At 70.0% G+C, this 21348-nt stretch carries 21 protein-coding genes; 14 read left to right on the top strand and 7 right to left on the bottom strand.

Annotated features, from left to right (window positions below; genetic code table 11):
• Positions 1-60 precede the first annotated feature (60 nt).
• The 5 genes from kstR (at position 61) to NWFMUON74_RS02325 (ending at position 6407) form a co-directional block, all read left to right on the top strand.
• Positions 61-726 carry a cholesterol catabolism transcriptional regulator KstR gene (gene kstR / locus NWFMUON74_RS02345; RefSeq protein WP_187686362.1) on the top strand — a complete coding sequence of 222 codons (666 nt, stop codon included), beginning with the start codon at positions 61-63 and terminating at the stop codon, positions 724-726.
• 180 nt (positions 727-906) lie between these two features.
• On the top strand, positions 907-3480 hold the full coding sequence (gene otsB / locus NWFMUON74_RS02340; RefSeq protein WP_187686361.1) for a trehalose-phosphatase: 2574 nt from the start codon (positions 907-909) through the stop codon (positions 3478-3480).
• A 211-nt stretch (positions 3481-3691) separates the two neighbouring features.
• Positions 3692-4534, top strand: coding sequence for a metal ABC transporter solute-binding protein, Zn/Mn family (locus tag NWFMUON74_RS02335; protein ID WP_187688876.1), 843 nt, complete (start codon positions 3692-3694; stop codon positions 4532-4534).
• A 14-nt stretch (positions 4535-4548) separates the two neighbouring features.
• Complete coding sequence (locus tag NWFMUON74_RS02330; RefSeq protein ID WP_187686360.1) at positions 4549-5532, top strand: metal ABC transporter ATP-binding protein; 984 nt, start codon at positions 4549-4551, stop codon at positions 5530-5532.
• Positions 5533-5561: 29 nt separating this feature from the next.
• Positions 5562-6407 carry a metal ABC transporter permease gene (locus tag NWFMUON74_RS02325; RefSeq protein ID WP_425300378.1) on the top strand — a complete coding sequence of 282 codons (846 nt, stop codon included), beginning with the start codon at positions 5562-5564 and terminating at the stop codon, positions 6405-6407.
• A gap of 475 nt (positions 6408-6882) precedes the next feature.
• Here the strand turns inward: NWFMUON74_RS02325 and NWFMUON74_RS02320 are convergent, their stop codons facing one another.
• Entirely contained in the window at positions 6883-7761 is an 879-nt protein-coding gene (locus NWFMUON74_RS02320) for an HhH-GPD family protein (RefSeq protein ID WP_232110806.1), read from the bottom strand.
• A gap of 147 nt (positions 7762-7908) precedes the next feature.
• Between NWFMUON74_RS02320 and NWFMUON74_RS02315 the strand changes: the two genes are divergently transcribed.
• Together NWFMUON74_RS02315 and NWFMUON74_RS02310 are read left to right on the top strand one after the other, a co-directional pair.
• Positions 7909-8532 (top strand): carbonic anhydrase, encoded by a 624-nt coding sequence (locus NWFMUON74_RS02315; protein WP_187686357.1) that lies wholly within the window; start codon positions 7909-7911, stop codon positions 8530-8532.
• Positions 8533-8590: 58 nt separating this feature from the next.
• Positions 8591-9247 (top strand): hypothetical protein, encoded by a 657-nt coding sequence (locus tag NWFMUON74_RS02310; protein ID WP_187686356.1) that lies wholly within the window; start codon positions 8591-8593, stop codon positions 9245-9247.
• A 303-nt stretch (positions 9248-9550) separates the two neighbouring features.
• Here the strand turns inward: NWFMUON74_RS02310 and disA are convergent, their stop codons facing one another.
• The 3 genes from disA to NWFMUON74_RS02295 form a co-directional block, all read right to left on the bottom strand.
• A complete protein-coding gene (gene disA / locus NWFMUON74_RS02305) occupies positions 9551-10597 on the bottom strand; it encodes a DNA integrity scanning diadenylate cyclase DisA (protein ID WP_232110805.1) in 1047 nt (348 codons plus the stop codon).
• A gap of 134 nt (positions 10598-10731) precedes the next feature.
• Positions 10732-12126 carry a DNA repair protein RadA gene (gene radA / locus NWFMUON74_RS02300; RefSeq protein ID WP_187686354.1) on the bottom strand — a complete coding sequence of 465 codons (1395 nt, stop codon included), beginning with the start codon at positions 12124-12126 and terminating at the stop codon, positions 10732-10734.
• A 68-nt stretch (positions 12127-12194) separates the two neighbouring features.
• Positions 12195-12998 (bottom strand): copper chaperone PCu(A)C domain-containing protein, encoded by an 804-nt coding sequence (locus tag NWFMUON74_RS02295; protein WP_232110804.1) that lies wholly within the window; start codon positions 12996-12998, stop codon positions 12195-12197.
• Between the two features lie 301 nt (positions 12999-13299).
• On the opposite strand from NWFMUON74_RS02295, the gene carD reads away from it, so the two are divergent.
• The 6 genes from carD (at position 13300) to NWFMUON74_RS02265 (ending at position 17966) form a co-directional block, all read left to right on the top strand.
• Positions 13300-13788 carry an RNA polymerase-binding transcription factor CarD gene (gene carD, locus NWFMUON74_RS02290; RefSeq protein WP_019931623.1) on the top strand — a complete coding sequence of 163 codons (489 nt, stop codon included), beginning with the start codon at positions 13300-13302 and terminating at the stop codon, positions 13786-13788.
• A gap of 2 nt (positions 13789-13790) precedes the next feature.
• Positions 13791-14552, top strand: coding sequence for a 2-C-methyl-D-erythritol 4-phosphate cytidylyltransferase (gene ispD / locus NWFMUON74_RS02285; RefSeq protein WP_187686353.1), 762 nt, complete (start codon positions 13791-13793; stop codon positions 14550-14552).
• A 64-nt stretch (positions 14553-14616) separates the two neighbouring features.
• Entirely contained in the window at positions 14617-15105 is a 489-nt protein-coding gene (ispF, locus tag NWFMUON74_RS02280; RefSeq protein WP_187688874.1) for a 2-C-methyl-D-erythritol 2,4-cyclodiphosphate synthase, read from the top strand.
• Positions 15106-15206: 101 nt separating this feature from the next.
• Positions 15207-16604 (top strand): cysteine--tRNA ligase, encoded by a 1398-nt coding sequence (gene cysS, locus NWFMUON74_RS02275; protein WP_187686352.1) that lies wholly within the window; start codon positions 15207-15209, stop codon positions 16602-16604.
• A gap of 16 nt (positions 16605-16620) precedes the next feature.
• Complete coding sequence (gene rlmB, locus NWFMUON74_RS02270; RefSeq protein ID WP_187686351.1) at positions 16621-17589, top strand: 23S rRNA (guanosine(2251)-2'-O)-methyltransferase RlmB; 969 nt, start codon at positions 16621-16623, stop codon at positions 17587-17589.
• 83 nt (positions 17590-17672) lie between these two features.
• Positions 17673-17966, top strand: coding sequence for a DUF4190 domain-containing protein (locus tag NWFMUON74_RS02265; protein WP_187688873.1), 294 nt, complete (start codon positions 17673-17675; stop codon positions 17964-17966).
• A gap of 36 nt (positions 17967-18002) precedes the next feature.
• On the opposite strand, the gene NWFMUON74_RS02260 is transcribed toward NWFMUON74_RS02265, so the two are convergent.
• From NWFMUON74_RS02260 to NWFMUON74_RS02250, 3 genes are all read right to left on the bottom strand, one after another.
• Positions 18003-18812 (bottom strand): enoyl-CoA hydratase/isomerase family protein, encoded by an 810-nt coding sequence (locus NWFMUON74_RS02260; RefSeq protein WP_187686350.1) that lies wholly within the window; start codon positions 18810-18812, stop codon positions 18003-18005.
• A gap of 141 nt (positions 18813-18953) precedes the next feature.
• The gene (locus tag NWFMUON74_RS02255; RefSeq protein ID WP_187686349.1) at positions 18954-20123 is read right to left on the bottom strand and encodes an acyl-CoA dehydrogenase family protein; all 1170 of its coding nucleotides are present in this window, start codon (positions 20121-20123) and stop codon (positions 18954-18956) included.
• 75 nt (positions 20124-20198) lie between these two features.
• Positions 20199-20966 carry an alpha/beta fold hydrolase gene (locus tag NWFMUON74_RS02250; RefSeq protein ID WP_187686348.1) on the bottom strand — a complete coding sequence of 256 codons (768 nt, stop codon included), beginning with the start codon at positions 20964-20966 and terminating at the stop codon, positions 20199-20201.
• A 58-nt stretch (positions 20967-21024) separates the two neighbouring features.
• Here NWFMUON74_RS02250 and NWFMUON74_RS02245 point away from each other — a divergent pair, with 58 nt between their 5' ends.
• The gene (locus NWFMUON74_RS02245) at positions 21025-21336 is read left to right on the top strand and encodes an antibiotic biosynthesis monooxygenase family protein (protein ID WP_187686347.1); all 312 of its coding nucleotides are present in this window, start codon (positions 21025-21027) and stop codon (positions 21334-21336) included.
• Positions 21337-21348 lie beyond the last annotated feature (12 nt).

The following is a 21348-nucleotide window of genomic DNA, read 5'->3' as shown; positions in this document are numbered from 1 at the left end:
TCCACGCAGCACCGACGGCACAGGCGCAAGAACGACGTTTCCAGGAAAGGACTTTCACCAATGGCCAGTCCCTCCCGAGAGCAGTCAGGCGACTCGGGGGCGCGGAACGGAACCCGCCCGCGTGCCACACCGGTGACCACGCTCAGCGAGGACGAACTCAGCTCCTCCGCCCAGCGCGAACGCCGCAAGCGGATCCTCGACGCCACCCTCGCACTGGCCTCGAAGGGCGGCTACGACGCGGTGCAGATGCGCGCGGTCGCCGAACGCGCCGATGTCGCCGTGGGCACGCTGTACCGGTATTTCCCCTCCAAGGTGCACCTGCTGGTGTCGGCTCTGGCCCGGGAATTCGAGCAGTTCGACAACAAGCGCAAACCGCTGGCGGGGCAGACGCCGCGCGAGCGCATGCATCTGCTGCTCACCCAGGTCACCCGTGCCATGCAGCGCGACCCCCTGCTCACCGAGGCGATGACGCGCGCGTTCATGTTCGCCGACGCGTCCGCCGCCGCCGAGGTGGACCGGGTCGGGCGGGTGATGGACCGGTTCTTCGCCCGCGCGATGAACGACGACGACGAGGCCACCGATCGCGATCTCGCCATCGCGCGCGTGATCAGCGATGTGTGGCTGTCCAACCTCGTAGCCTGGCTCACCCGCCGGGCGTCCGCGACGGACGTCACAGAACGCCTCGAGCTGACCGTTGACCTGCTGCTGAGCGGCGAATCCGGCTAGGTTTGCCCCAGGCTGCGCGCGGCAAGCCAGCTAACGTACGGCAGGAGACCGCACAATCAGGAATGCGCACGGCGAGGCGAACGTAAACGTCTCGTATCACTGCGCGAACCGGCGGGCAAACCCTACCCAGTAAAGTTTCCCGCGCCCTGAAATTTCTCCTCCGATCTATAGGTTGGATGCGTGAGCGCACAGGATCTGCCACAGGAACTTCGCCGTGCGTTGGCGGCAGTAGCCCGCATGCCACGGCTACTTGTCGCCTCGGACTACGACGGGACCATCGCGCCCATCGTGTCCGACCCGGCGAAAGCCTATCCCCATCGGGAATCGGTGAGCGCGTTACGCGCCCTCGCCGGTCTGACCGCTACCACAGCGGCCGTCATCTCCGGCCGGGCCCTGCGAGATCTCGCGGCGCTGTCCCGGCTCCCGGTCGAGGTGCAGCTGATCGGTAGCCACGGCTCGGAATTCGATGTCGGCTTCGTGCACGCCATCGACAACGACGCCAAACAGCTGCTGCAGGAAGTGCAGAACGCGCTGGCCGGAATCGCCGCGGACAATCCGGGCGCCGCGGTCGAGATCAAGCCGGCCAGTGTCGCGCTACACGTCCGCAACGCCGCCCCCGAGGTGGGCCGGCGCGCGTTGCAGCAGGCCCGGCAGGGCCCGGCCAGCTGGGTCGGCGTCCAGGTGACCGAGGGCAAGGCGGTCATCGAGTTGGCTGTCATCCAGACCGACAAGGGCGCGGCCCTCGACATCATCCGGCATCAGGAGGGCGCCTCGGCGGCGGTCTTCTTCGGTGACGACGTCACCGACGAGAAGGCGTTCGCGCGGCTGTCCGGTCCCGATCTCGGCATCAAGGTCGGCGAGGGCACCAGCCTCGCCGGATACCGCGTGGCCAGCACCGAGGAGGTGGCCAAGGCCCTGGCGTTCCTGCTCGAAGAGCGGCGCACCTGGCTGGCCGGTGCGTCGGCCCCTCGAATCGAACGGCTGACCATGCTGGCCGGCCCCCGCGCCAAGGCACTGGTCACGCCGGACGGGACGGTCACCTGGTTCTGCCACCCCGAACCGGATTCGGCGGCCGTGTTCGCGCACCTGCTGGGCGGGCCCGAGGCCGGGCACTTCACCATCGCGCCCGAGCGGCCCGGCCTGCCGCTGTCGCAGCGTTACGTCGACGGCACCATGACCGTCGAAACACGCTGGGCCAGTCTGCAAGTCGTCGACTACCTGCCGCACGACGTGCCGCCCGAGCGCACCGACCTGACCCGCGTCATCACCGGTGACGCCCGTGCGGTGGTGACCTTCGCGCCACGGCCCGAATTCGGCCAGGTGCCGGTCAATCTGGACCGCACGGCCGCCGGGCTGCGCGTACACGGCACCAACGACCCGATCGTGCTGCGGTCGCCGGGCATCGAGTGGGAGATCCTCGAGGAGGGCATCCATCAGACCGCCCGCGCGGTGGTGGACCCCTCGACCGGGCCGGTGGTGCTGGAAATGCGTTGCGGCACCTCCGATCTCGCACCGGCCATGGTCAGCGAGCCGGAGCGGCGGCGCGAGGCCGAGCGGTACTGGCGGGACTGGGCCGAGAGCCTGGAACTGCCGCCGCTGAAGCCGGACCTGATGAAGCGCTCGGCGCTGACACTGCGCGGGCTGGTGCACGCGCCGTCCGGATCGATCCTGGCCGCGGCCACCACCTCGCTGCCGGAGGACATCGGCGGCGTGCGCAACTGGGACTACCGCTACTGCTGGCTGCGCGACGCCTCGATGACCGCGCACGCGCTGGTCACGCTGGGTTCCATCGGGGAGGCCGAGGAATTCCTGGAGTGGGTGCACCGGGTGTTGGAGACACTCGCCGGGCCGGAGCGCCTGCATCCGCTGTACACCCTGTACGGCGAGACGCTCCCGCCGGAGGCCGTGCTCGACGCACTGCCCGGCTACGCGGGCTCGCGTCCGGTCCGTGTCGGCAACGCGGCCAACATGCAGGTCCAGCTGGACGTGTTCGGTCCCATCGTGGACCTGATCGCCGGACTCGCCGACGCCCGGGAGCGCAAGGGCGTCATCGACCCGGCCGCGGCGCTGCCCGACCGCGACTGGGAACTGGTGCACGCCATGGTTTCCGCGGTGCAGCGGCGCTGGCGCGAACCCGACCACGGCATCTGGGAGATCCGCGGTAACCCGCGCCACCACGTGTACTCGAAGGTGATGGGCTGGCTGACCGTCGACCGGGCGCTGAAGCTGGCCGAGAAGTTCCACCGCAGGGTCGACCCGGCCTGGTTGGAGCTGCGCGACACCATCGCCGACGAGGTGAAGACCAAAGGCTGGAACGACGAGGTGCAGTCCTACACCGCGGCCTACGACGACACCGATCTGGACGCGGCGACCCTGCACATCGGGCTGAGCGGGCTGATCGAGCCCTCGGATCCGCGGTTCGCCGCCACCGTGGTCGCCACCGAGGCCGAACTGCGCAGCGGATCGACGGTCTACCGCTACCACCACGACGACGGGCTGCCCGGCGGCGAGGGCGGTTTCCACCTGTGCGCGGCGTGGCTGGTGGAGGCCTACCTGCTGATCGGCAAGCGCTCCGACGCCGAGGCGCTGTTCGCGCAGCTGGTGGACGTGGCCGGGCCCACGGGCCTGCTGAGCGAGGAGTACGACCCGGTTGCGGAGCGGTCGCTGGGCAATCACCCGCAGGCTTACAGCCACCTGGGGTTGCTGCGCTGCGCCCAGTTGCTGAGCCAGCCGGTGGTCGCGCTGGCGCAGTAGCGCGCGGCGCTCACGGGTGACCGGACGGCCCGCCCCATTCCGGGGGCGGGCCGTGCGCTCGTGTTTGTTCTCACAGCGTCGATCCAGCAAATCGATGCCGGGCGCTGCGGACAGGTACGATACATTTAATGGAAATCGTTTCCGTTAAGTGCGTGTGTAGGAGTACCCCCGCGTGACCAGAAGTTTCGCCGTCCGAGTAGCTGCCGCCGCGATGGGGGTCGCGGCCGCGGCCGGCCTCACCGCCTGCGGTAATTCGAGCAACGATTCCGACAAGCTCACCGTGGTCGCTTCCACCGATGTGTGGGGCAGCATCGCGGCCGCGATCGCCGGGCCCGATGTCGAGGTCAAATCCATCATCGACAGCCCGACCGAGGACCCGCACGAGTACCAGACCTCGCCCACCGACGCCGCCGATATCCGCGACGCGGCGCTGGTGATCGTCAACGGCGGCCATTACGACGAGTTCGCCGAGAAGGCCGCGCAGGGGCGTGGCAAACCGACCATCAACGCGTTCGAACTGAAGTCCGGAACCGACGAGAACGAACACGTCTGGTACGACGTGCACACCGTCGACGCGGTGGCCGCGAAGATCGCCACCGAACTGGGCGCGGCCGACCAGGACCACGCGCAGGCCTACACCGAGCGCGCCGAGGCCTTCCGCGGCAAGCTGAAGGAGATCAGCGCCGTCACCGCGAAGATCGCGGCCGAGCACCCGAAGTCCCCGGTGTTGCAGACCGAGCCGCTGGCGCACTATCTGCTGCAGGCCGCCGACGCCGACGATCGCACCCCGCACGCCTTCGAGGAGGCCGTCGAGCAGGGCACCGACCCGGCGCCCGCCGACGTGGCCGCCGTGCGGGATCTGTTGACCGGCAAGCAGGTCCGGGCGCTGCTCTACAACGTGCAGACCGAGGACAAGACCACCGAGGACATCGCCGCGACCGCGAAGGCCGCCGGGGTGCCGGTGGTCGAGGTGACCGAAACCCTGCCCGCGGGCACCGACTACGTGCAGTGGCAGACGGCGAACGCGCAAGCGCTGGCCAAGGCGCTGGGCTGACGACGGGAGCTCCGATGGCGGGGAAGGTCCGGCTGAGCGAAACGGTTGCACCCACCGGGGTGGACAGGCGCGACGACGAGGAGAGGGCCGCCGCCGGGACGGCCGCCGGCGAGACGGGCTCGGCGGCAACCACTCTCGCGGGCCGCGGCCGGGCACTCGCCGATCAGGATGCGGCGGTGCGGCTGCGGGGAGCGCGGCTGGCGTTCGGGGAGCGGACGTTGTGGGAGGGGCTCGATCTCGAGGTCGCGCCGGGTGAGTTCGTCGCGGTGCTGGGGCCGAACGGATCCGGGAAGACCTCGCTGTTGCGGATGTTGCTCGGGCAGCTGGCGCCCAGCGCCGGGACGGTGGAGGTCGCGGGTTCGCCTGCGCGCGTGGGCAATCCGCACATCGGGTACATCCCGCAGCAGAAGACGATCGATGCCGGGGTGCAGTTGCGCGGCGTCGACCTGGTCGGGCTGGGGGTCGACGGGCATCGCTGGGGTCTGGGGCTGCGCGGGCGCGGGGAACGACGGCGGCGGGTGGCCGATGCCGTCGCGCGGGTCGGTGCCGAGCGCTTCGCGCACGCGCCGCTGGAGTCGCTGTCCGGTGGTGAGCAGCAGCGGCTGCGGGTGGCGCAGGCGCTGGTGGGCGATCCGCGGGTGCTGCTGTGCGACGAGCCGCTGCTGAGTCTCGATCTGGCGAACCAGCGGCTGGTGTCCGAACTCATCGACGCACGCCGCCGCGCCCACGACACCGCGGTGCTTTTCGTGACCCACGAGATCAATCCGATTCTCCCCCTGGTGGATCGGGTGCTGTACCTGGTCGACGGCAAGTTCCGGATCGGCACGCCCGACGAGGTGATGACCTCCGAGGTGCTCTCGGAGCTGTACCGCACCGAGGTGGACGTGCTGCGGGTGCGCGGCCGCCTGGTGGTCGTCGGCACCGGCGACACCATGGACGCGCTGGGCGTCGCGGGCGGCCACTGCCACGCCGACACCCCGGCGGAGACACGCGCGTGATCGACAAGCTCTCCGACGTCTTCTCGAAGATGCTCGACTTCCACACCACCGCGAACCTGCTGTCCTACGACTTCGTACAGCAGGCGGTGCTGGCGGCGGCGCTGCTCGGCCTGCTCGCCGGCGCCATCGGACCGCTGATCGTGAGCCGGCAGATGTCGTTCGCGGTGCACGGCACCAGCGAGCTGTCGCTGACCGGCGCGGCGGCCGCGCTGCTGGCGGGCATCGGCGTGGGCGCCGGCGCCATTGCCGGGTCGGTGGTGGCGGCGGTGCTGTTCGGCCTGCTGGGTTCCAAAGCGCGCGAACGTGATTCGGTGATCGCGGTGGTGCTGTCGTTCGGGCTGGGGTTGTCGGTACTGTTCCTGTGGCTCGGTCCCAGCCGGGCGGGGTCGAAGTTCTCGCTGCTCACCGGGCAGGTGGTCAGCGTGGGCAACGGCGGCCTGACCACGCTCGCGGTGTGCTCGGCGGCGGTGCTCGCGGTGCTGGCCTTCGTCTATCGGCCGTTGCTGTTCGCCAGCACCGATCCGGAGGTGGCGATGGCGCGCGGTGTTCCGGTGCGGGCGCTGTCGGTGGTGTTCGCGGTGCTGCTGGGCATCACGGCGGCGTTCGGGGTGCAGATCGTCGGTGCGCTGCTGGTGCTCTCGCTGTTGATCACGCCCGCCGCGGCGGCCGCGCGCGTCACCGCCAGTCCGGCGCGCGCCACGGTCCTGGCCATCGTCTTCGCCGAGATCTCCGCCGTCGGCGGCATCCTGCTCTCCCTGGCTCCCGGTGTCCCGGTCTCCACCTTCGTCACCGCCATCTCCTTCGCGATCTACCTGATCTGCCGCCTCGTCGGCGCCCGCACCCGCCGCCCCACCCCGGCACCCGCGCCCGCCTGACCCGCCCTGTCTTCCCCGCGCAGGGCGCGGGGAAGACAGGGAATTGGAACTTCGCGAAGACAGCGAACGGGAAGACAGCGAACAGGCTCCGGGAGACAGGGAACAGGGCTGCGGGAAGACAGGAAACGGGGCTGCGGGAAGACAGGAAACGGGGCTTCGCGAAGACATGGAACGGGGCCCTGCGAAGACAGGAAACGAGACTCCGGGGCAGACAGGAACCAAGACTCCGGGGCAAACAGGAACCAGGACTCTGCGAAGACAGGAACCAGGACTCTGCGAAGACAGGGAACGGGGCTCTGGGAAGACGGGGACGGGCTCCGGGAAGACAGGGACGGGCTCCGGGAAGACAGGGACGGGCTCCGGGAAGACAGGGACGGGCTCCGGGAAGGCAGGGAATGGAACTGTGGGAAGGGCAGGGGTGGGGCTTCGGTGCCTGATGGATAACAGAGCGCTGTGACCTGACGTGGTGTGGCGGTTAGTTCGTGCCGCTTTCGCCGGGGAGGGCGAACAAGCCGTCGCGGGTTTGCTCGATCAGGCCGTCGAGGAGTAGGGAGTCCAGGGCGCGGTCGCGCTGGCCGGGGTCGCGGGTCCACGCGAGGTCCAGGGCGACGCGTTCGACCGGGCCGGAGGCGGCGCGCAGGACGTCGAGCAGGCGGCCGCGGGCCTGGCGGTCGGTGCCGTCGTACTTCTGGGTGCGGCGCACCACGTCCGAGGCGGGGCGGCCGGCCGTGACCCAGGCGCAGGTGGGCAGGGGGCAGCGGGAGCAGTCGGGGTTGCGGGCCGTGCAGACGGTCGCGCCGAGTTCCATCAGCGCGGCCGAGAACCGCGCCGCGCGGCCGATGTGCGCGGGCAGCAGGACCTCGGTGTCGGCCAGGTCGCGGGCGGCGGGGTTACCCGCCTCCGCCCGACCGTGTACCGCGCGGGCCACCACGCGCCGAACGTTGGTGTCCACCACGGGAACTCGCTGCCCGTAGGCGAAGCAGGCCACCGCGCGCGCCGTGTACGCGCCGATGCCCGGCAAACCCAGCAGCACGTCCACGTCGTCGGGCACCTCGTCGCCGTGCTCGGCGGCCAGCACCCGCGCGCACTCGTGCAGGCGCAGCGCCCGCCGCGGGTAGCCGAGCTTGCCCCACGCGCGCAGCACCTCGCCCTGCGACGCGGCGGCCATCGCCGACGGCACCGGCCAGCGCGCCACCCATTCCCGCCACACCGGTTCCACCCGCACCACCGGCGTCTGCTGCAGCATGATCTCGCTCATCAGGATCTGCCACGCGGTCACGCCCGGCCGCCGCCACGGCAGATCCCGCGCGGTCTCGTCGTACCAGTCGATCAGGGCATGGGTGTCGATGCTCACGCGCGCGAATTTCCCTTCGATCCCCGGACCGCCCGGCGTCCGGTGCCGCACTCTCACTCGGCGTGTCCGCCGCCGTTGGGGCCGTATTTGCCACGCTGTAACTTCACGGACTCGCCGGTAGCGATCCCGCTGTGGAAAATAGGACACATGCCTCATACCAACCCGATCAGTGCCTGGAAGTCCCTTCGCGAGGGCAACGACAGGTTCGTCAACGGCACGTTGGAGCATCCTAGCCAGGGCGCGGACCGCCGGGCCACGCTCGTGAGCGGCCAGCACCCGACCGCGATCCTGTTCGGCTGCGGCGATTCCCGAGTCGCGGCGGAGATCATCTTCGACCAGGGTCTCGGCGATATGTTCGTGGTCCGCACCGCCGGCCACGTGGTGGACTCCTCGGTGCTGGGATCCATCGAATACGGCGTCGAGGTGCTGGACGTGCCGTTGATCGTGGTGCTCGGCCACGACAGCTGCGGCGCGGTGCGCGCGACCATCGACGCGCTCGACGGCGGCAACGTCCCCGGCGGGTTCATCCGCAGCGTCGTGGAGAAGGTCACCCCGTCGATCCTCATCGGCCGTCGCGAGGGCCTGACCGGCGTGGACGAGTTGGAGGCCCGCCACGTCGTGGAAACCAGCAGGTTGCTGATGCAGCGCTCGATGACCATCTCGCAGCGCGTGGCCTCCGGCGAGCTCGCCATCGCCTGCGTCACCTACAAGCTGCAGGACGGCAAGGCCAAGTTGCACAGTGCCGTGGGCAATATCGGCGAGGTGCCCTGAGACCGACACGCCGTGCCGCTGAACGGGGCGTGCCCGACCGTGCGCTTACCGTTGTTGCGTGCTGGAACCGAATGGACCGCTGCCGCCGGAAATCTACTGGCGCCGCCGCTTACTCGCCATCGCGGCCCTGGTCGTAGTCCTCGCGCTGGTGATCTGGCTGGCGATCATGCTGCTGCGCGGGGGTGGCGACGACAAGAGCGCCGCCCCTGTCGCGGCGAGCTCGTCGGTCACGAGCGCGCCCGCCCAGAGTTCGACCGGCGCGGCCGAATCCAGCACGTCGCCGTCGACGGCCACGACCAACGCCACCGCCAGCGGTTCGCCGGTCTCCTGCCCGGACCAGTCGCTGGCGGTGAAAGTGACCGTGGCCCAGCCTGATTACAAGACCGGTGAACAGCCGGTATTCGGCATCGTGGTCACCAACATCTCCACCACTGTCTGCCAGCGCGACATGGGCTCGGGGCTGCAGCAGGTCACGGTGCAGTCGCTGGACGGCCAGCGCCGGATGTGGTCCAGCACGGACTGCGACCCGGGCGGCCCCGCCGAGGTGCGGGCGCTGAAAGGCGGTGAGCAGGCGGCATTCACGCTCACCTGGTCGGGCACCACCTCGCAGCCCGGCTGCGCGGGCGAGCGGGTGCAGGTGCCGCCGGGCGGCTACACCGTGGTCGCCCAGCTGGGTTCGGTACACAGCACGCCGGAGACCTTCAATATCGGCTGAGCCCGACACGCTGCCCGATTCGGCCGACGGTGACAGTCGCCCTACCTACACACTGCCCGATTCGGCCAACTCACACAGTCGCGCCGACCTACACGCTGCCCGACTCAGCCAACCCGCACAGTCGCGCCGACCTACACGCTGCCCAACTCAGCCAACTCACACAGTCGCGCCGACCTACACGCTGCCCGATTCGGCCAATTCACACAGTTGCGCCGACCTACACACTGCCCGACTCAGCCAACCCGCACGGTCGCGCGGACCTACACGCTGCCCGACTCAGCCAACCCGCACGGTCGCGCGGACCTACACGCTGCCCGACTCAGCCAACCGGGACAGTCCCTCCCGCACCTGGCGGGCCAAGGCGGGGTCGACGCCCTCGACGGCGGCGAGTTCGGCGATGGTCGCGGCCAGCAGGCCCGGCAGCGAATCGAAGGCCGCGACCAGCGGCTCCACCGCGTGCGGCGATACCCGCGGGAGCTCGGTGAGCAGCCGGTATCCACGCGGGCTGACCCCGCTGTCGAGGGCCTCGATATCGGTCGGGAAGCCCAGTGGCGCGGCCAGATTCGCCAGTTCCAGCAGTTCCACCTCGAGCAGTTCGGCCAGCCGGGTCAGGGCGCGGTCCAGCGCCTCGGTGTCGGCGGGGTCGGCCCGCAGGTAGTCGCGCACCAGCAGCCGCCGCAGCGTGTCGGTGTTGCCGACCACCTCGGCCAGCTGCAACGCCAGCTGCCGGCCGTCGACCCCGAGTTCGCGTACGTCGGAATCGATCTCGCGGGCGATGCGCCGGATCAGCTCCAGGCAGTGCACGACGGTGAGCACATCGCGCAGGGTGGTGTAGTCCTCCAGTTCCACCAGCGACAGCTGCCTGGTCAGCTCGTCGAGCCGGGACCGGTAGCGCTCCAGCGTCGCCATCGCCTGGTTGGCGCGCGAGAGGATGGTCTCCGACGGCTGGATCAGATGCCGCCCGCCCCGGGTGTACACCGTCACGATGCCGGTCGAGCGGCTCACCGACACCACCGGGAAGCCGGTGTGCGCGGCGGTGCGCTCACCGGCCTTGTGTCTGGTGCCCGATTCCACCGTGGGCAGCGTCGGGTCGGGGACCAGGTGCACGTTCGCCCGCCGGATGCGCGTGCCGTCGGTGGAAAGCACCACCGCCCCATCCATTTTCGACAGTTCGCGCAATCGGGTCGGCGAGAACTCGACATCCAGGTCGAAGCCGCCGTCGCAGATCCGTTCCACGGCATCGTCGTAGCCGAGGACGACCAGAGCGCCGGTGCGCGCCAACAGGATTCGGTCGATGCCGTCGCGTAGCAGAGTTCCGGGAATAAGGCGGTCTATCGTATCCGATCGCACAGCTTCGGGTTTCGGCGTCGGCTCGAGGCGAGCGCTCGGCTCGCTCGACGGGACCGGTTGCGGCGCAAGCGCTTCAGCGCCGGAAACCGCCGTTGCCGTCCTACCGAGCAGGTTGGTGACCCAGTGACCCGCGTTCATTCGGCAGCCTCCGCATGTTTGCGACTTCGATTCGACAAACCACCCCTGGCGACGGCCGCACGAACATCGGTCACCTCGTGCACCTTCATGGTGATGCCGGAGAGATCCGCCCCCGGCGGCACCAGCGCCTCCGTGAAACCTAGCCGCTCGGCCTCGGCGAGTCGACGCCCCAGCCCGGTGACGCGCCGCACCTCGCCGGCCAGGCCGACCTCACCCAGGATCACCATCCCGGACGGCAGCGCCACATCGCGCTCGGCACTGGTGAGCGCCAGCGCGATCGCCAGATCGGCGGCCGGCTCGGTCAGCCGCATGCCGCCGACGGTCGCCGCGTAGACGTCGTGCTTGCCCAGATACACGTGACACCGGCTCTGCAGTACCGCGAGCACCATCGACACCCGGTTGTAGTCCAGCCCGCTGACCGCTCGCCGCGGCGCCGGTATCTGGGTGGACACGGTGAGCCCCTGCACCTCGCCGAGCAGCGGCCGCTTGCCGTCCATCGCGACGGTGATCGCGGTGCCGGGCACCCGGTCGGTGCGATGGTGCAGGAACAGGCCGGAAGGGTCGGTGACACAGGCGATTCCGTCGTCGTGCAGCTCGAAGCAGCCCACCTCGTCGGCGCTGCCGAACCGATTCTTGATCCCGCGCACCATGCGCAGCGTCGAGTGCTTGTCGCCCTCGAACTGCAGCACCACGTCCACCAGATGTTCCAGGGTGCGCGGCCCGGCCACGTTGCCGTCCTTGGTGACGTGGCCGACCAGCAGCACCGCGATTCCGCTCGCCTTGGCCAGCGAGGTCAGCGCCGCGGTGACCGCGCGCACCTGGGTGACGCCGCCGATCACGCCGTCGGCGTCGGCGGCCAGCATGGTCTGCACCGAGTCCACCACCAACAGGCTCGGACGCACTTGTTCGACATGACCGAGGATGGTGGCCAGATCGGATTCGGCTGCGAGATAGACGCGTTCGTGCACCGCGTCGGTCCGGTCGGCGCGCAGCTTGACCTGGCCCGCCGACTCCTCGGCCGTCACGTACAGCGACCGCTCGTCGCGCTGGCGCGCCCAGCGGTGCGCGACCTCGAGCAGCAGGGTGGACTTACCCACGCCCGGCTCGCCGGACAGCAGCACCACCGAGCCCGGCACGACGCCACCGCCGAGCACCCGGTCCAGCTCGCTGACGCCCGTCGACCGGGCCCGGGTGACCTGCGAGTCGATGGTGGAGATCGGCGCGGCGGCGGTGGACGGCAGCAGCGCCTTGCGGCCCGCGGCCACCGAGGCGGCAGCGGGGGCGGACTCGTCGATCGAGCCCCATTCACCACAGCCGGGACAGCGCCCCACCCATTTGGCAACCTCGTGCCCGCATGCGGAACAGCGATACTGCGTCTTCACCTTGGCCACGAGCGCAGCCTAGGGATCGAGTACGACAGGGACGGTTCGCGACGCGGGAGCGCCGCGGGCGGCACGACTCAGTGCCCGCCCTTGTGCTCACCCTCGGCCGCCGGAGCGCCCTCCTTGCGGGCGGTGTCCGGACCGGCGTCGACCGGGACCGGAACCTGGACGGTGCCGTTCTCCTTGAAGTTGAAGGTGACCTGGTAGGTCAGGCCCGGCGTGACGTCGCGGGTCAGGCCGGTGATCTCGACCAGGATCGGCGCGGCGGGCTCGGCCGGGTGCTCCGCGGCGCCGTGGCCCTCGGCCTGATGTCCGGCGGCCGCACCGGTGGTCGTGGGTGCGGCGCTCGCGCTGGTGCCGCTCGCGGGGGTGCTGCTCGCGGCGGTGCTGCTCGGGGCGGTGCTGCTCGGGGCGGCCGAGCTGGAGGGTGCGGAGGCGTGTGCCTCACCGCGCTTTCCGGCGACCAGGGTCTGCTGGAACGGCAGTTGCGGGTTGGCCGGGGTGATCTTCACCTGGCCCAGGTCGGAGGTGATGCTGGCGAGCTCGTCCGGCTTGGTCGCGCCGTCGTTGATCGCGCTGAACGCGAGCAGCGCCTTGCCGCCCTTGGCGTTGGTGTACTCCTCCGACTGCGGCAGCAGGATGCGGACGTCGCGCAGCGCGACCTTGCCCACATTGGCGCTGTTGCCGTTGACGGCGGCGACCTGCGAGGCGGTCTGCGAGATCTGGCCCGCGCTGCAGCCCGAGAGCGCGAGGGCCGCGCCCGCGGCGACGGCCGCGACGGCGACGACGCGCCGCGGCGCCTTACGCACGACGCGCCGCGGCGCCTTACGCAGGGCGCGCCGGGGCGCCTTCGACGCGGTGGTGGCATTCAGGGCAGTCACGGGTTGTCCTCCATGTCGACCGGCTCACTCCACGATGGAGAGTAGTAGTAGGCAGCGTAGTAGTCGCGTGCAGGTGTCCCGTGTCTCGCCTCCGCGCTTCGACACTCGGGTGGCGCGACGCGAAGTCGATGGCGGGGCGATCACACCGGCGCGCGGAAGCCGTTCTGGCACAACAAGATGCACACAGGCGCCGATCTGTCAACCCCCACCGCTCCCCTGTTGTGGCCCTGACCTGCGTCGTTGATCGCGCCGTTATCGAGTCGCATGTTAAACTGTGAACATCGAAAGGGGCACGGGACACATGATTTTTAAGGTCGGAGACACCGTCGTTTACCCCCACCACGGAGCGGCGCTGATCGAAGCAATCGAGACCCGCACCATCAAGGGTGTGCAGAAAGAGTATCTGGTCCTGAAGGTCGCACAGGGCGATCTCACCGTTCGGGTTCCCGCGGAGAACGCGGAGTACGTCGGCGTCCGGGACGTCGTCGGCCAGGAGGGTCTCGACCGAGTCTTCCAGGTATTGCGCGCGCCGCACACCGAGGAGCCGACGAACTGGTCCCGCCGCTACAAGGCCAACCTGGAGAAGCTCGCCTCCGGCGATGTGAACAAGGTGGCCGAGGTCGTGCGCGACCTGTGGCGTCGGGAGCAGGACCGCGGTCTGTCCGCGGGCGAGAAGCGCATGCTGGCCAAGGCCCGTCAGATCCTCGTCGGTGAACTCGCCCTCGCCGAGGGCACCGACGATGTCAAGGCCGAGACCCTTCTCGACGAGGTTCTCGCCGCGGCTTCCTGACCGTGAGAAGTTCGCACGACGCAAGTCGTGTTGTGGCGCTGGTGCCTGCCGCCGGTCTGGGCGTGCGCTTGGGTGAATCAATGCCCAAGGCGTTCGTCCCGGTCGGCGGCAGGCCCATGCTCACACTCGCAGTAGACGGTTTGATCGCGTCCGGGGTCGTGGACCGCATCGTGATCATGGTGCCCGCCGAACTGATCGGCGAGGCGGAGGTTCTGCTCGCCACCAGTGCCCGGGCGGCAGTACCGAGCGGCCGGGTTTCGGAACTCGGCGCGCCCGGCTCCGTACCGGTGAGCGTGGTGGCCGGCGGTACCGAGCGCACCGATTCCGTGCGCGCCGGTATCGCCGCCGCTCCGGAGGCCACCGAATATCTGGTTCACGACGCCGCTCGCGCGTTGACTCCGCCGGGGCTGATCGCCCGCGTGGTGGCGGAGTTGCGGGCCGGGCGGCGCGCGGTGGTGCCGGGGGTCGCGGTCACCGACACCGTCAAGTCGGTCGACGCGCACGACGACGTGACCGGCACACCGGACCGCGCCCGGTTGCGCGCCGTTCAAACGCCACAGGGTTTCGACGCCCCGCTGCTGCGTGCGGCATACGCCCAGGACGTCCCGGTCACCGACGATGCCGGTCTGGTCGAACGGCTCGGCGTGAGCGTGCGCGTCATCCCGGGCGACCCCATGGCCTTCAAGATCACCACCCCCCTCGACCTACGACTGGCCCGCACCCTGCTCGAGGAGAACGAATCACACGGGGTGGTGCGGGCATGAGCGCGGCAGCCGTCAGCGAGCCGCACGGGGTGGTGCGGGCATGAGCGCGGAAGCTGCGTTGGATATTCGCGTCGGCATCGGGTCCGACGTGCATCCCGTCGAAGCCGGGCGGCCCTGCTGGATGGCGGGGCTGTTGTTCGAGGGGGACAGCGGGTGTGCGGGGCACTCCGATGGGGATGTGGCGGCGCACGCGCTGTGTGACGCGTTGCTGTCGGCCGCGGGCCTCGGTGACGTGGGCGGCGTGTTCGGCACCGGCCGGCCGGAATGGGCGGGCGTATCCGGAGCGGCCATGCTGACCGAAGTGCGGCGGCTGCTCGGCGAGTCCGGGTACGCGATCGTCAATGCCGCTGTGCAAGTGATCGGCAACCGGCCCAAGATCGGACCGCGCCGGGCCGAGGCACAGCGGGTGCTCGGCGAACTGCTGGGTGCGCCGGTCTCGGTATCGGGCACCACCACCGACGGCCTGGGTCTCACCGGCCGGGGCGAGGGCGTGGCAGCGGTGGCAACCGCCCTGCTGCGGCGCTGTGGCGAGGACTGTCCGGGCTCGGACTGAGCCGGGGCCCCACCCGCGCGTGTGCGCTCGATCCGTGCGCCCGTACCCTGCTATAAACCGCCCGTAATCTCGCTCTTTGCCCATAGCTAGGATGGCTGGTCGTGACTCTGCGCCTGTTCGACACCGAGACGCGGACCCTGCGTGATTTCACGCCGCTGGTCCCCGGTCGTGCCTCGGTGTACCTATGTGGCGCCACAGTGCAGGGCGAACCCCATATCGGACACGTCCGCAGCGGCGTCGCGTTCGACGTGCTGCGCCGCTGGCTGAGCGCAGGCGGGTACGACGTGGCGTTCGTCCGCAACGTCACCGACATCGAGGACAAGATCCTGACCAAGGCCGCCGCCGCGGGCCGGCCGTGGTGGGAGTGGGCGGCCACGCACGAGCGCGCCTTCGACCGCGCCTACGAGGCGCTCGGGGTGCTGCCGCCGTCGGCGGAGCCGCGCGCCACCGGCCACATCACCCAGATGGTCGAGTTGATGCAGCGGCTGATCGACCGCGGTCACGCCTACGCCTCGAGCGGCAACGTCTACTTCGACGTCCGCAGCTACCCGGACTACGGCAAGCTGTCCGGCCACAAGCTCGACGACGTGCACCAGGGCGAGAGCGCCGGCGAGGGCAAGCGCGACCCGCGGGACTTCACGCTGTGGAAGGCCGCCAAGCCCGGCGAGCCGACCTGGCCGTCCCCGTGGGGTCCGGGGCGGCCAGGCTGGCACCTGGAATGCTCGGCGATGGCGGAGTTCTATCTCGGCGCGGAGTTCGACATCCATTGCGGCGGTATGGATCTGGTGTTCCCGCACCACGAGAACGAGATCGCGCAGTCGCGGGCGGCCGGGGACGGTTTCGCCCGGTACTGGCTGCACAACGGCTGGGTGACCCTCGGCGGCGAGAAGATGTCGAAGTCGCTGGGCAATACGCTGTCGGTGCCGAATGTGCTCAAACAGGTTCGGGCCGTGGAACTTCGGTTCTACCTGGGCAGCGCGCACTACAGCTCGATGCTGGAGTACTCCGATCAGGCGCTGCGCGACGCCGCCCAGACCTATCAGCGCCTCGAGGCGTTCGTGCAGCGCACGGTCGAGCGGGCCGGTGAGATCCCGGTGGGCAAGTGGACCGACGCGTTCGCCGAGGCGCTGGACGACAATCTCGGAATCCCCAAGGCGCTGGCGGAGATTCACCGCGTCGTGCACGAGGGCAACAAGGCCCTGGAGTCCGGCGCCACCGATACGGCCCGGGAGCTGGCCGGTCAGGTGCGGGCCATGCTCGGCATCCTCGGGGTGGATCCGCTGGATCCGCACTGGGCGGCACCGGCGGACTCCTCGGCCGCCCTGGACGCACTCGACGTACTGGTGCGCGCGGAGCTGGACCGGCGGCAGCAGGCCCGCGCGGGCAAGGACTGGGCGACCGCCGACGCGGTACGCGACCGGCTCAATTCGGCCGGCGTCGAGGTCACCGACACACCGGAGGGCCCCGAGTGGTCCCTGACCGGTGAGACGCGACCATGACACGGAAGGCTGAGTGATGGCGGGCAATTCGCAACGGCGAGGGGCGATCCGCAAGGGCGGCACCAAGAAGGGCCAGACCGTCGGTTCCGGCGGTCAGCGCCGCCGCGGGCTGGAGGGCAAGGGCGCGACCCCGCCCGCCCACATGCGCAAGTACCACCCCGCGGCCAAGCGCGCGGCGGCCGCGGCCAAGGCGGCACAGGCCAAGAGCCGCCCCGCCGGACGGCCGAGCACCCGCAAGGGCGACGACGGCCCCGAACTGGTGCTGGGCCGCAACCCCGTGGTGGAGTGCCTGCGGGCGGGCGTGCCCGCGACCGCGCTGTACGTCGCGGTCGGCACCGAGAACGACGAGCGGCTCACCGAGGCGGTGAAGCACGCCGCCGACGCCGGGATCTCCATCCTGGAGGTGCCGCGCACCGATCTGGACCGCCTGAGCAGCAACGGCCTGCACCAGGGCCTGGCCCTGCAGGTCCCGCCGTATCGCTACGCGCACCCCGAGGATCTGCTCGAATCCGCCCGCACCGCACCGGAACCCGCTCTGCTGGTGGCGCTGGACAACATCTCCGACCCGCGCAACCTGGGCGCCGTGATTCGCTCGGTCGCGGCCTTCGGCGGCCACGGCGTGGTGATCCCGCAACGCCGCAGCGCCAGCGTCACCGCCGTGGCGTGGCGCACCAGCGCCGGCGCCGCGGCCCGTCTTCCCGTCGCCCGCGCCACGAATCTCACTCGGACCCTGAAGGATTACGCCAAGGCGGGCCTGCAGGTGGTCGGCCTGGACGCCGGAGGCGACACCCCCCTCGACGAATTCGACGGCAGCGCACCGACAATCGTCGTGGTCGGCTCGGAAGGCAAGGGCCTGTCCCGCCTCGTGCGGGAAACCTGCGACAGCATCCTGAGCATCCCCATGGCGGGCCCGGTCGAGTCCCTCAACGCCTCGGTGGCGGCCGGAGTGGTACTGGCCGACATCGCCCGCCAGCGCCGCTCCTGACCCGCCGGCGACCGCCGTGACCGGCGATTCAGCGCGTCGGCGCCACCTCGGCGCTCGCGGCCACCTAGACTTGTCCGGTGGCCATGAACGAGCCGTACTATTGGCATGAGCAGCAGCCGCCGACGCAAGCGGTGGAGCATCCGCAGGCGACCACGGTGCTGCTGCTCGGTGCGCTCAGCGTTTTCTGTTGCGGCGCACTGGGTCCGGTGGCGTGGGTGATGGGCAAGCGGGCGCTGGACCAGATCGAGGCGTCCGAGGGCGGCTTCGGTGGCCGCACCCAGGTGCTGGTCGGCTACATCCTCGGCGTGGTCGGCACGGTCCTCATGGCGCTGATGGGAATCCTGTTCTTCCTGGTCCTGCTCGGCGGCAACGCCTGAGCGCGAAAAGGCTTCGCCCCGTGCCGAATCCGCCGGTCAGTCGAGACCGGCCCGCCCCGGTTCGATCGGTACGCCCCACGCGGGCCATTCGGTGCTGACGCTGCCGGACCATTTCGGCTGCCGCCGATCGTGCAGCGCCGCCATGCCCTCCCCCGCGTCGACGCTCTGCGCCACATAGGTATTGAGGTCGGTCTCGAGCTTGCCGACGGCCTCGGCGCTCATCCCGAGGCTCTCCCACAGCAGCCGCTTGGACAGGGCCACCGGCAGCGGAGCGGAACCGCTGACGATGTCGTGGGCGACGGCGAGCGCGGTCGGCAGCACTTCCCCCGCCGACAGGCAGGTGTTGGCCAGCCCCATCGCCTTGGCCTCGTCACCGTCGAAGGTGCGGCCGGTGAGCATGATGTCGGCGGCGTTTGCCATACCGACCAGTCGCGGCAGCGTCCAGTGCGCGTAACCGTCGGCGACGACGGCGCGGCGCACCTGGTTGAGCCCGTACACCGCGTCGCGGGCCATATAGCGCAGATCGCATTGCAACGCGAGTTCCAGCCCGATGCCCACCGCGTGCCCGTTCACCGCCGCGATCACCGGTTTGCGGACCCGCCAGGGCGGCGGGTCGATGGTCCCGGTGACGTCGCCGATCCGGTGGGACAGGTCGGCCCCCGCACAGAAGGCGGGCGGGGTGCCGGTGATGATCACCGCGCGGATGGCGTCCTCGGTGTCACAGCGCCGCAGCGCCGCACCGAGTTCGGCGGCCATGGTCGGAGTGAAGGCGTTCTGCTGGGCGGGACGATTGAGCGTGAGCACGGCGATCCCGGACGAGACATCGACGTGCAGTTCCGAACTCATGCGAGAAGATCCTAGTTCTGTTGCCGCCGCACCGCGCCCGCGTGAACCACGCAACCCCAGCACACCGGTAACGGGTGAATTGCCGCAGACCACCAGACCACAACCCCGTACCCTGGTGCAACCCTCCCCACGTAACCGAATCTACCGCAGCACCTGGCGCCCGATCGCCCACTTGTGCACCTCGGTGGGCCCGTCGTACAGCCGGAACGCCCGCATGTCCCGGAAGATCATCTCCACCACGGTCTCGTCGCTGATGCCGATTCCGCCGAGCACCTGTACACAGCGGTCGGCGACCTTGAACAGCTCCTCGGAGACGTAGGACTTGGCGATCGAGCTCTCGTGCCGGGCCTTGTGGCCCTGGTCCATGAGCCAGCACGCGTGCCAGATGGTCAGGCGGCACTGGTGCAGCGCGATCTCGTTGTCCGCCAACATGAACGACACGCCCTCGTGTTCGCCGATGGGCCGTCCGAAGGCGGTGCGGGTCTTGGCGTGCGCCACGGCGATGCTCTGCGCGCGTTCGGCGGCGCCGAGCCAGCGCATGCAGTGGGTGAGCCGGGCCGGAGCGAGGCGCAACTGCGCGTACCGCAGCGCCTGGCCGGTCTCACCGAGCACGGATTCCTTGGGCAGCACCAGGTTTTCGAAGCGCACCACGCCGTGCCCGCCGACGTAGTTGCGGTCCATGGTGTTCATGGTGCGCTCGATCACGATGCCCGGTGTGTCGCCCGCGGTGAGGAACAGGGTGGGTCCTTCGGGCAGGTGCCCGTTGGCCTCCAGCCGCGCCATGATGATCCAGGTCTTGGCCCCGTCGGCCCCGGTGATCAGCCACTTGCGGCCGTTGATCGTGAAGTTCTCGCCGTCGAAGGTGGCGGTGGTGGACAGCTGGTTGGGGTCGGATCCGGCGCCGTCCGGCTCGGTCATCGCGAAGACCGAACGCTGGTGGCCGTCGACGACCGGCATGAGGTAGCGCTCGGCCTGCTCGGCGTTCGCGATCTTGGACAGCAGGAACATGTTGCCCTCGTCGGGGGCGGCGCAGTTCATCGCGACCGGGCCGAGCGTGGACCACCCGGCGGCCTCGTAGATGACGGCCTGCTCGAGGTGCGACAGTCCACGGCCACCCAGCTCGACGGGGGCCTGCACGGTCAGCAACTTCTCGGCTCGCGCCAGCTCGACCAGCTCCTGCCGGAGTTCGTCGTTCGGGCCGTGCGCGGTCAGGCGCGGGTCGCGCTCGTAGGGAACGATCTTGTCGATGACGAACTGGCGCGTCCGGTCGCGCTCGGCGGCCAGGTCGGCGGGTATCGAGAAGTCGATCATCGTGGTGGTCACCTTCGTTCGGGGGCGTGCGACGAGCATACGACGCAACCCCGGCCAGACTGAAGGCGGTTGCCATCAAATCTGTTTTCGCAGGTAGCCAAGGCCCTGCAGCGCTCGCAGGAATCGCTCGATCTCGGCTCGGTAGCGCTGCGGCTGGTCGTCGTGGACGAGGTGGCCCGCGTCGGGAATCAGTACATACCGGGCGTCCGGGTGGACCTCGGCCATCTCGCGCATCTGGCCGGGCGGGGTGATGGTGTGCTCGCCCTCGAGCAGGAGCGCGGGAGCCCGCACCGCCCGCCACTGGTCCCAGAAGTCGCGGCCGCCCCACTCCTCGGAGATGTCACGGAAGGTGGCGACCGTACCGTGCAGCCGGTAGCCGTCTGGGCCGTGCTCGAACGAGTTCAGGAAATAGCGACCGGCGACCGGGCCGAAGTAGTCCAGCACCGCGGCCTCGTCGGGGAACGGCTGCGGCCAGGCCTCGATCATGGCCGCCCAGTCGCGGGCCGTGCGACCGCGGAAATCCGGTGCGATGTCCTCGACCACCAGGCCCCGCACCCGCTCGGGGTAGGCGGCGGCGAAGACCCAGCCGTGCAGCCCGCCCATGGAATGCCCGATCACCACCATGGATTCGGTGATGTCCGACGTGGCCGCCGCCAGATCGGCGACGAAGGACTCGGTGGTGAGTTCGGCCGGTGCGGGACGGCCGTGCCCCGCCGCGTCGAAGGTGTAGACGTGGCCGAACTCCCGCAGCCACGGCAGGTGCCCGCGCCATGTGCGGGCGCTGCCCATCAATCCGTGCAGCAGCAGAATCGGCACACCGGCGCCACCCTCGTCGTACAGCATCGGCTCGACAATACGTCCGCGCCGACCCGGTTCCGCCCACGGCGCTAGCCTGGTGCGCATGGCTGTTGTGAAGATCAATGCGATCGAGGTGCCCGAGGGCGCGGGCCCCGAACTGGAGAAGCGGTTCGCGCACCGCGCGCACGCCGTCGACAATTCGCCCGGCTTCCTGGGCTTCCAGTTGCTGCGCCCGGTGGCCGGTGACAACCGGTATTTCGTTGTGACGCAGTGGGATTCCGAGGAGTCCTTCGCGGCGTGGCGGGACGGCCCGGCCAAGGAGGCGCACGCGGGCGACCCGTCCCGCAAGCCGGTGTCGACCGGGGCGTCGCTGCTGGAGTTCGAGGTCGTGCTCGACGTTCCGGCGAAGTCCTAGCGGAATCGCCCG

The organism is Nocardia wallacei (genome assembly GCF_014466955.1).
GTDB lineage: Bacteria > Actinomycetota > Actinomycetes > Mycobacteriales > Mycobacteriaceae > Nocardia > Nocardia wallacei.
Note: the sequence above shows the minus strand (reverse complement) of the source record. Positions and strands in the feature narration are given on the sequence as shown.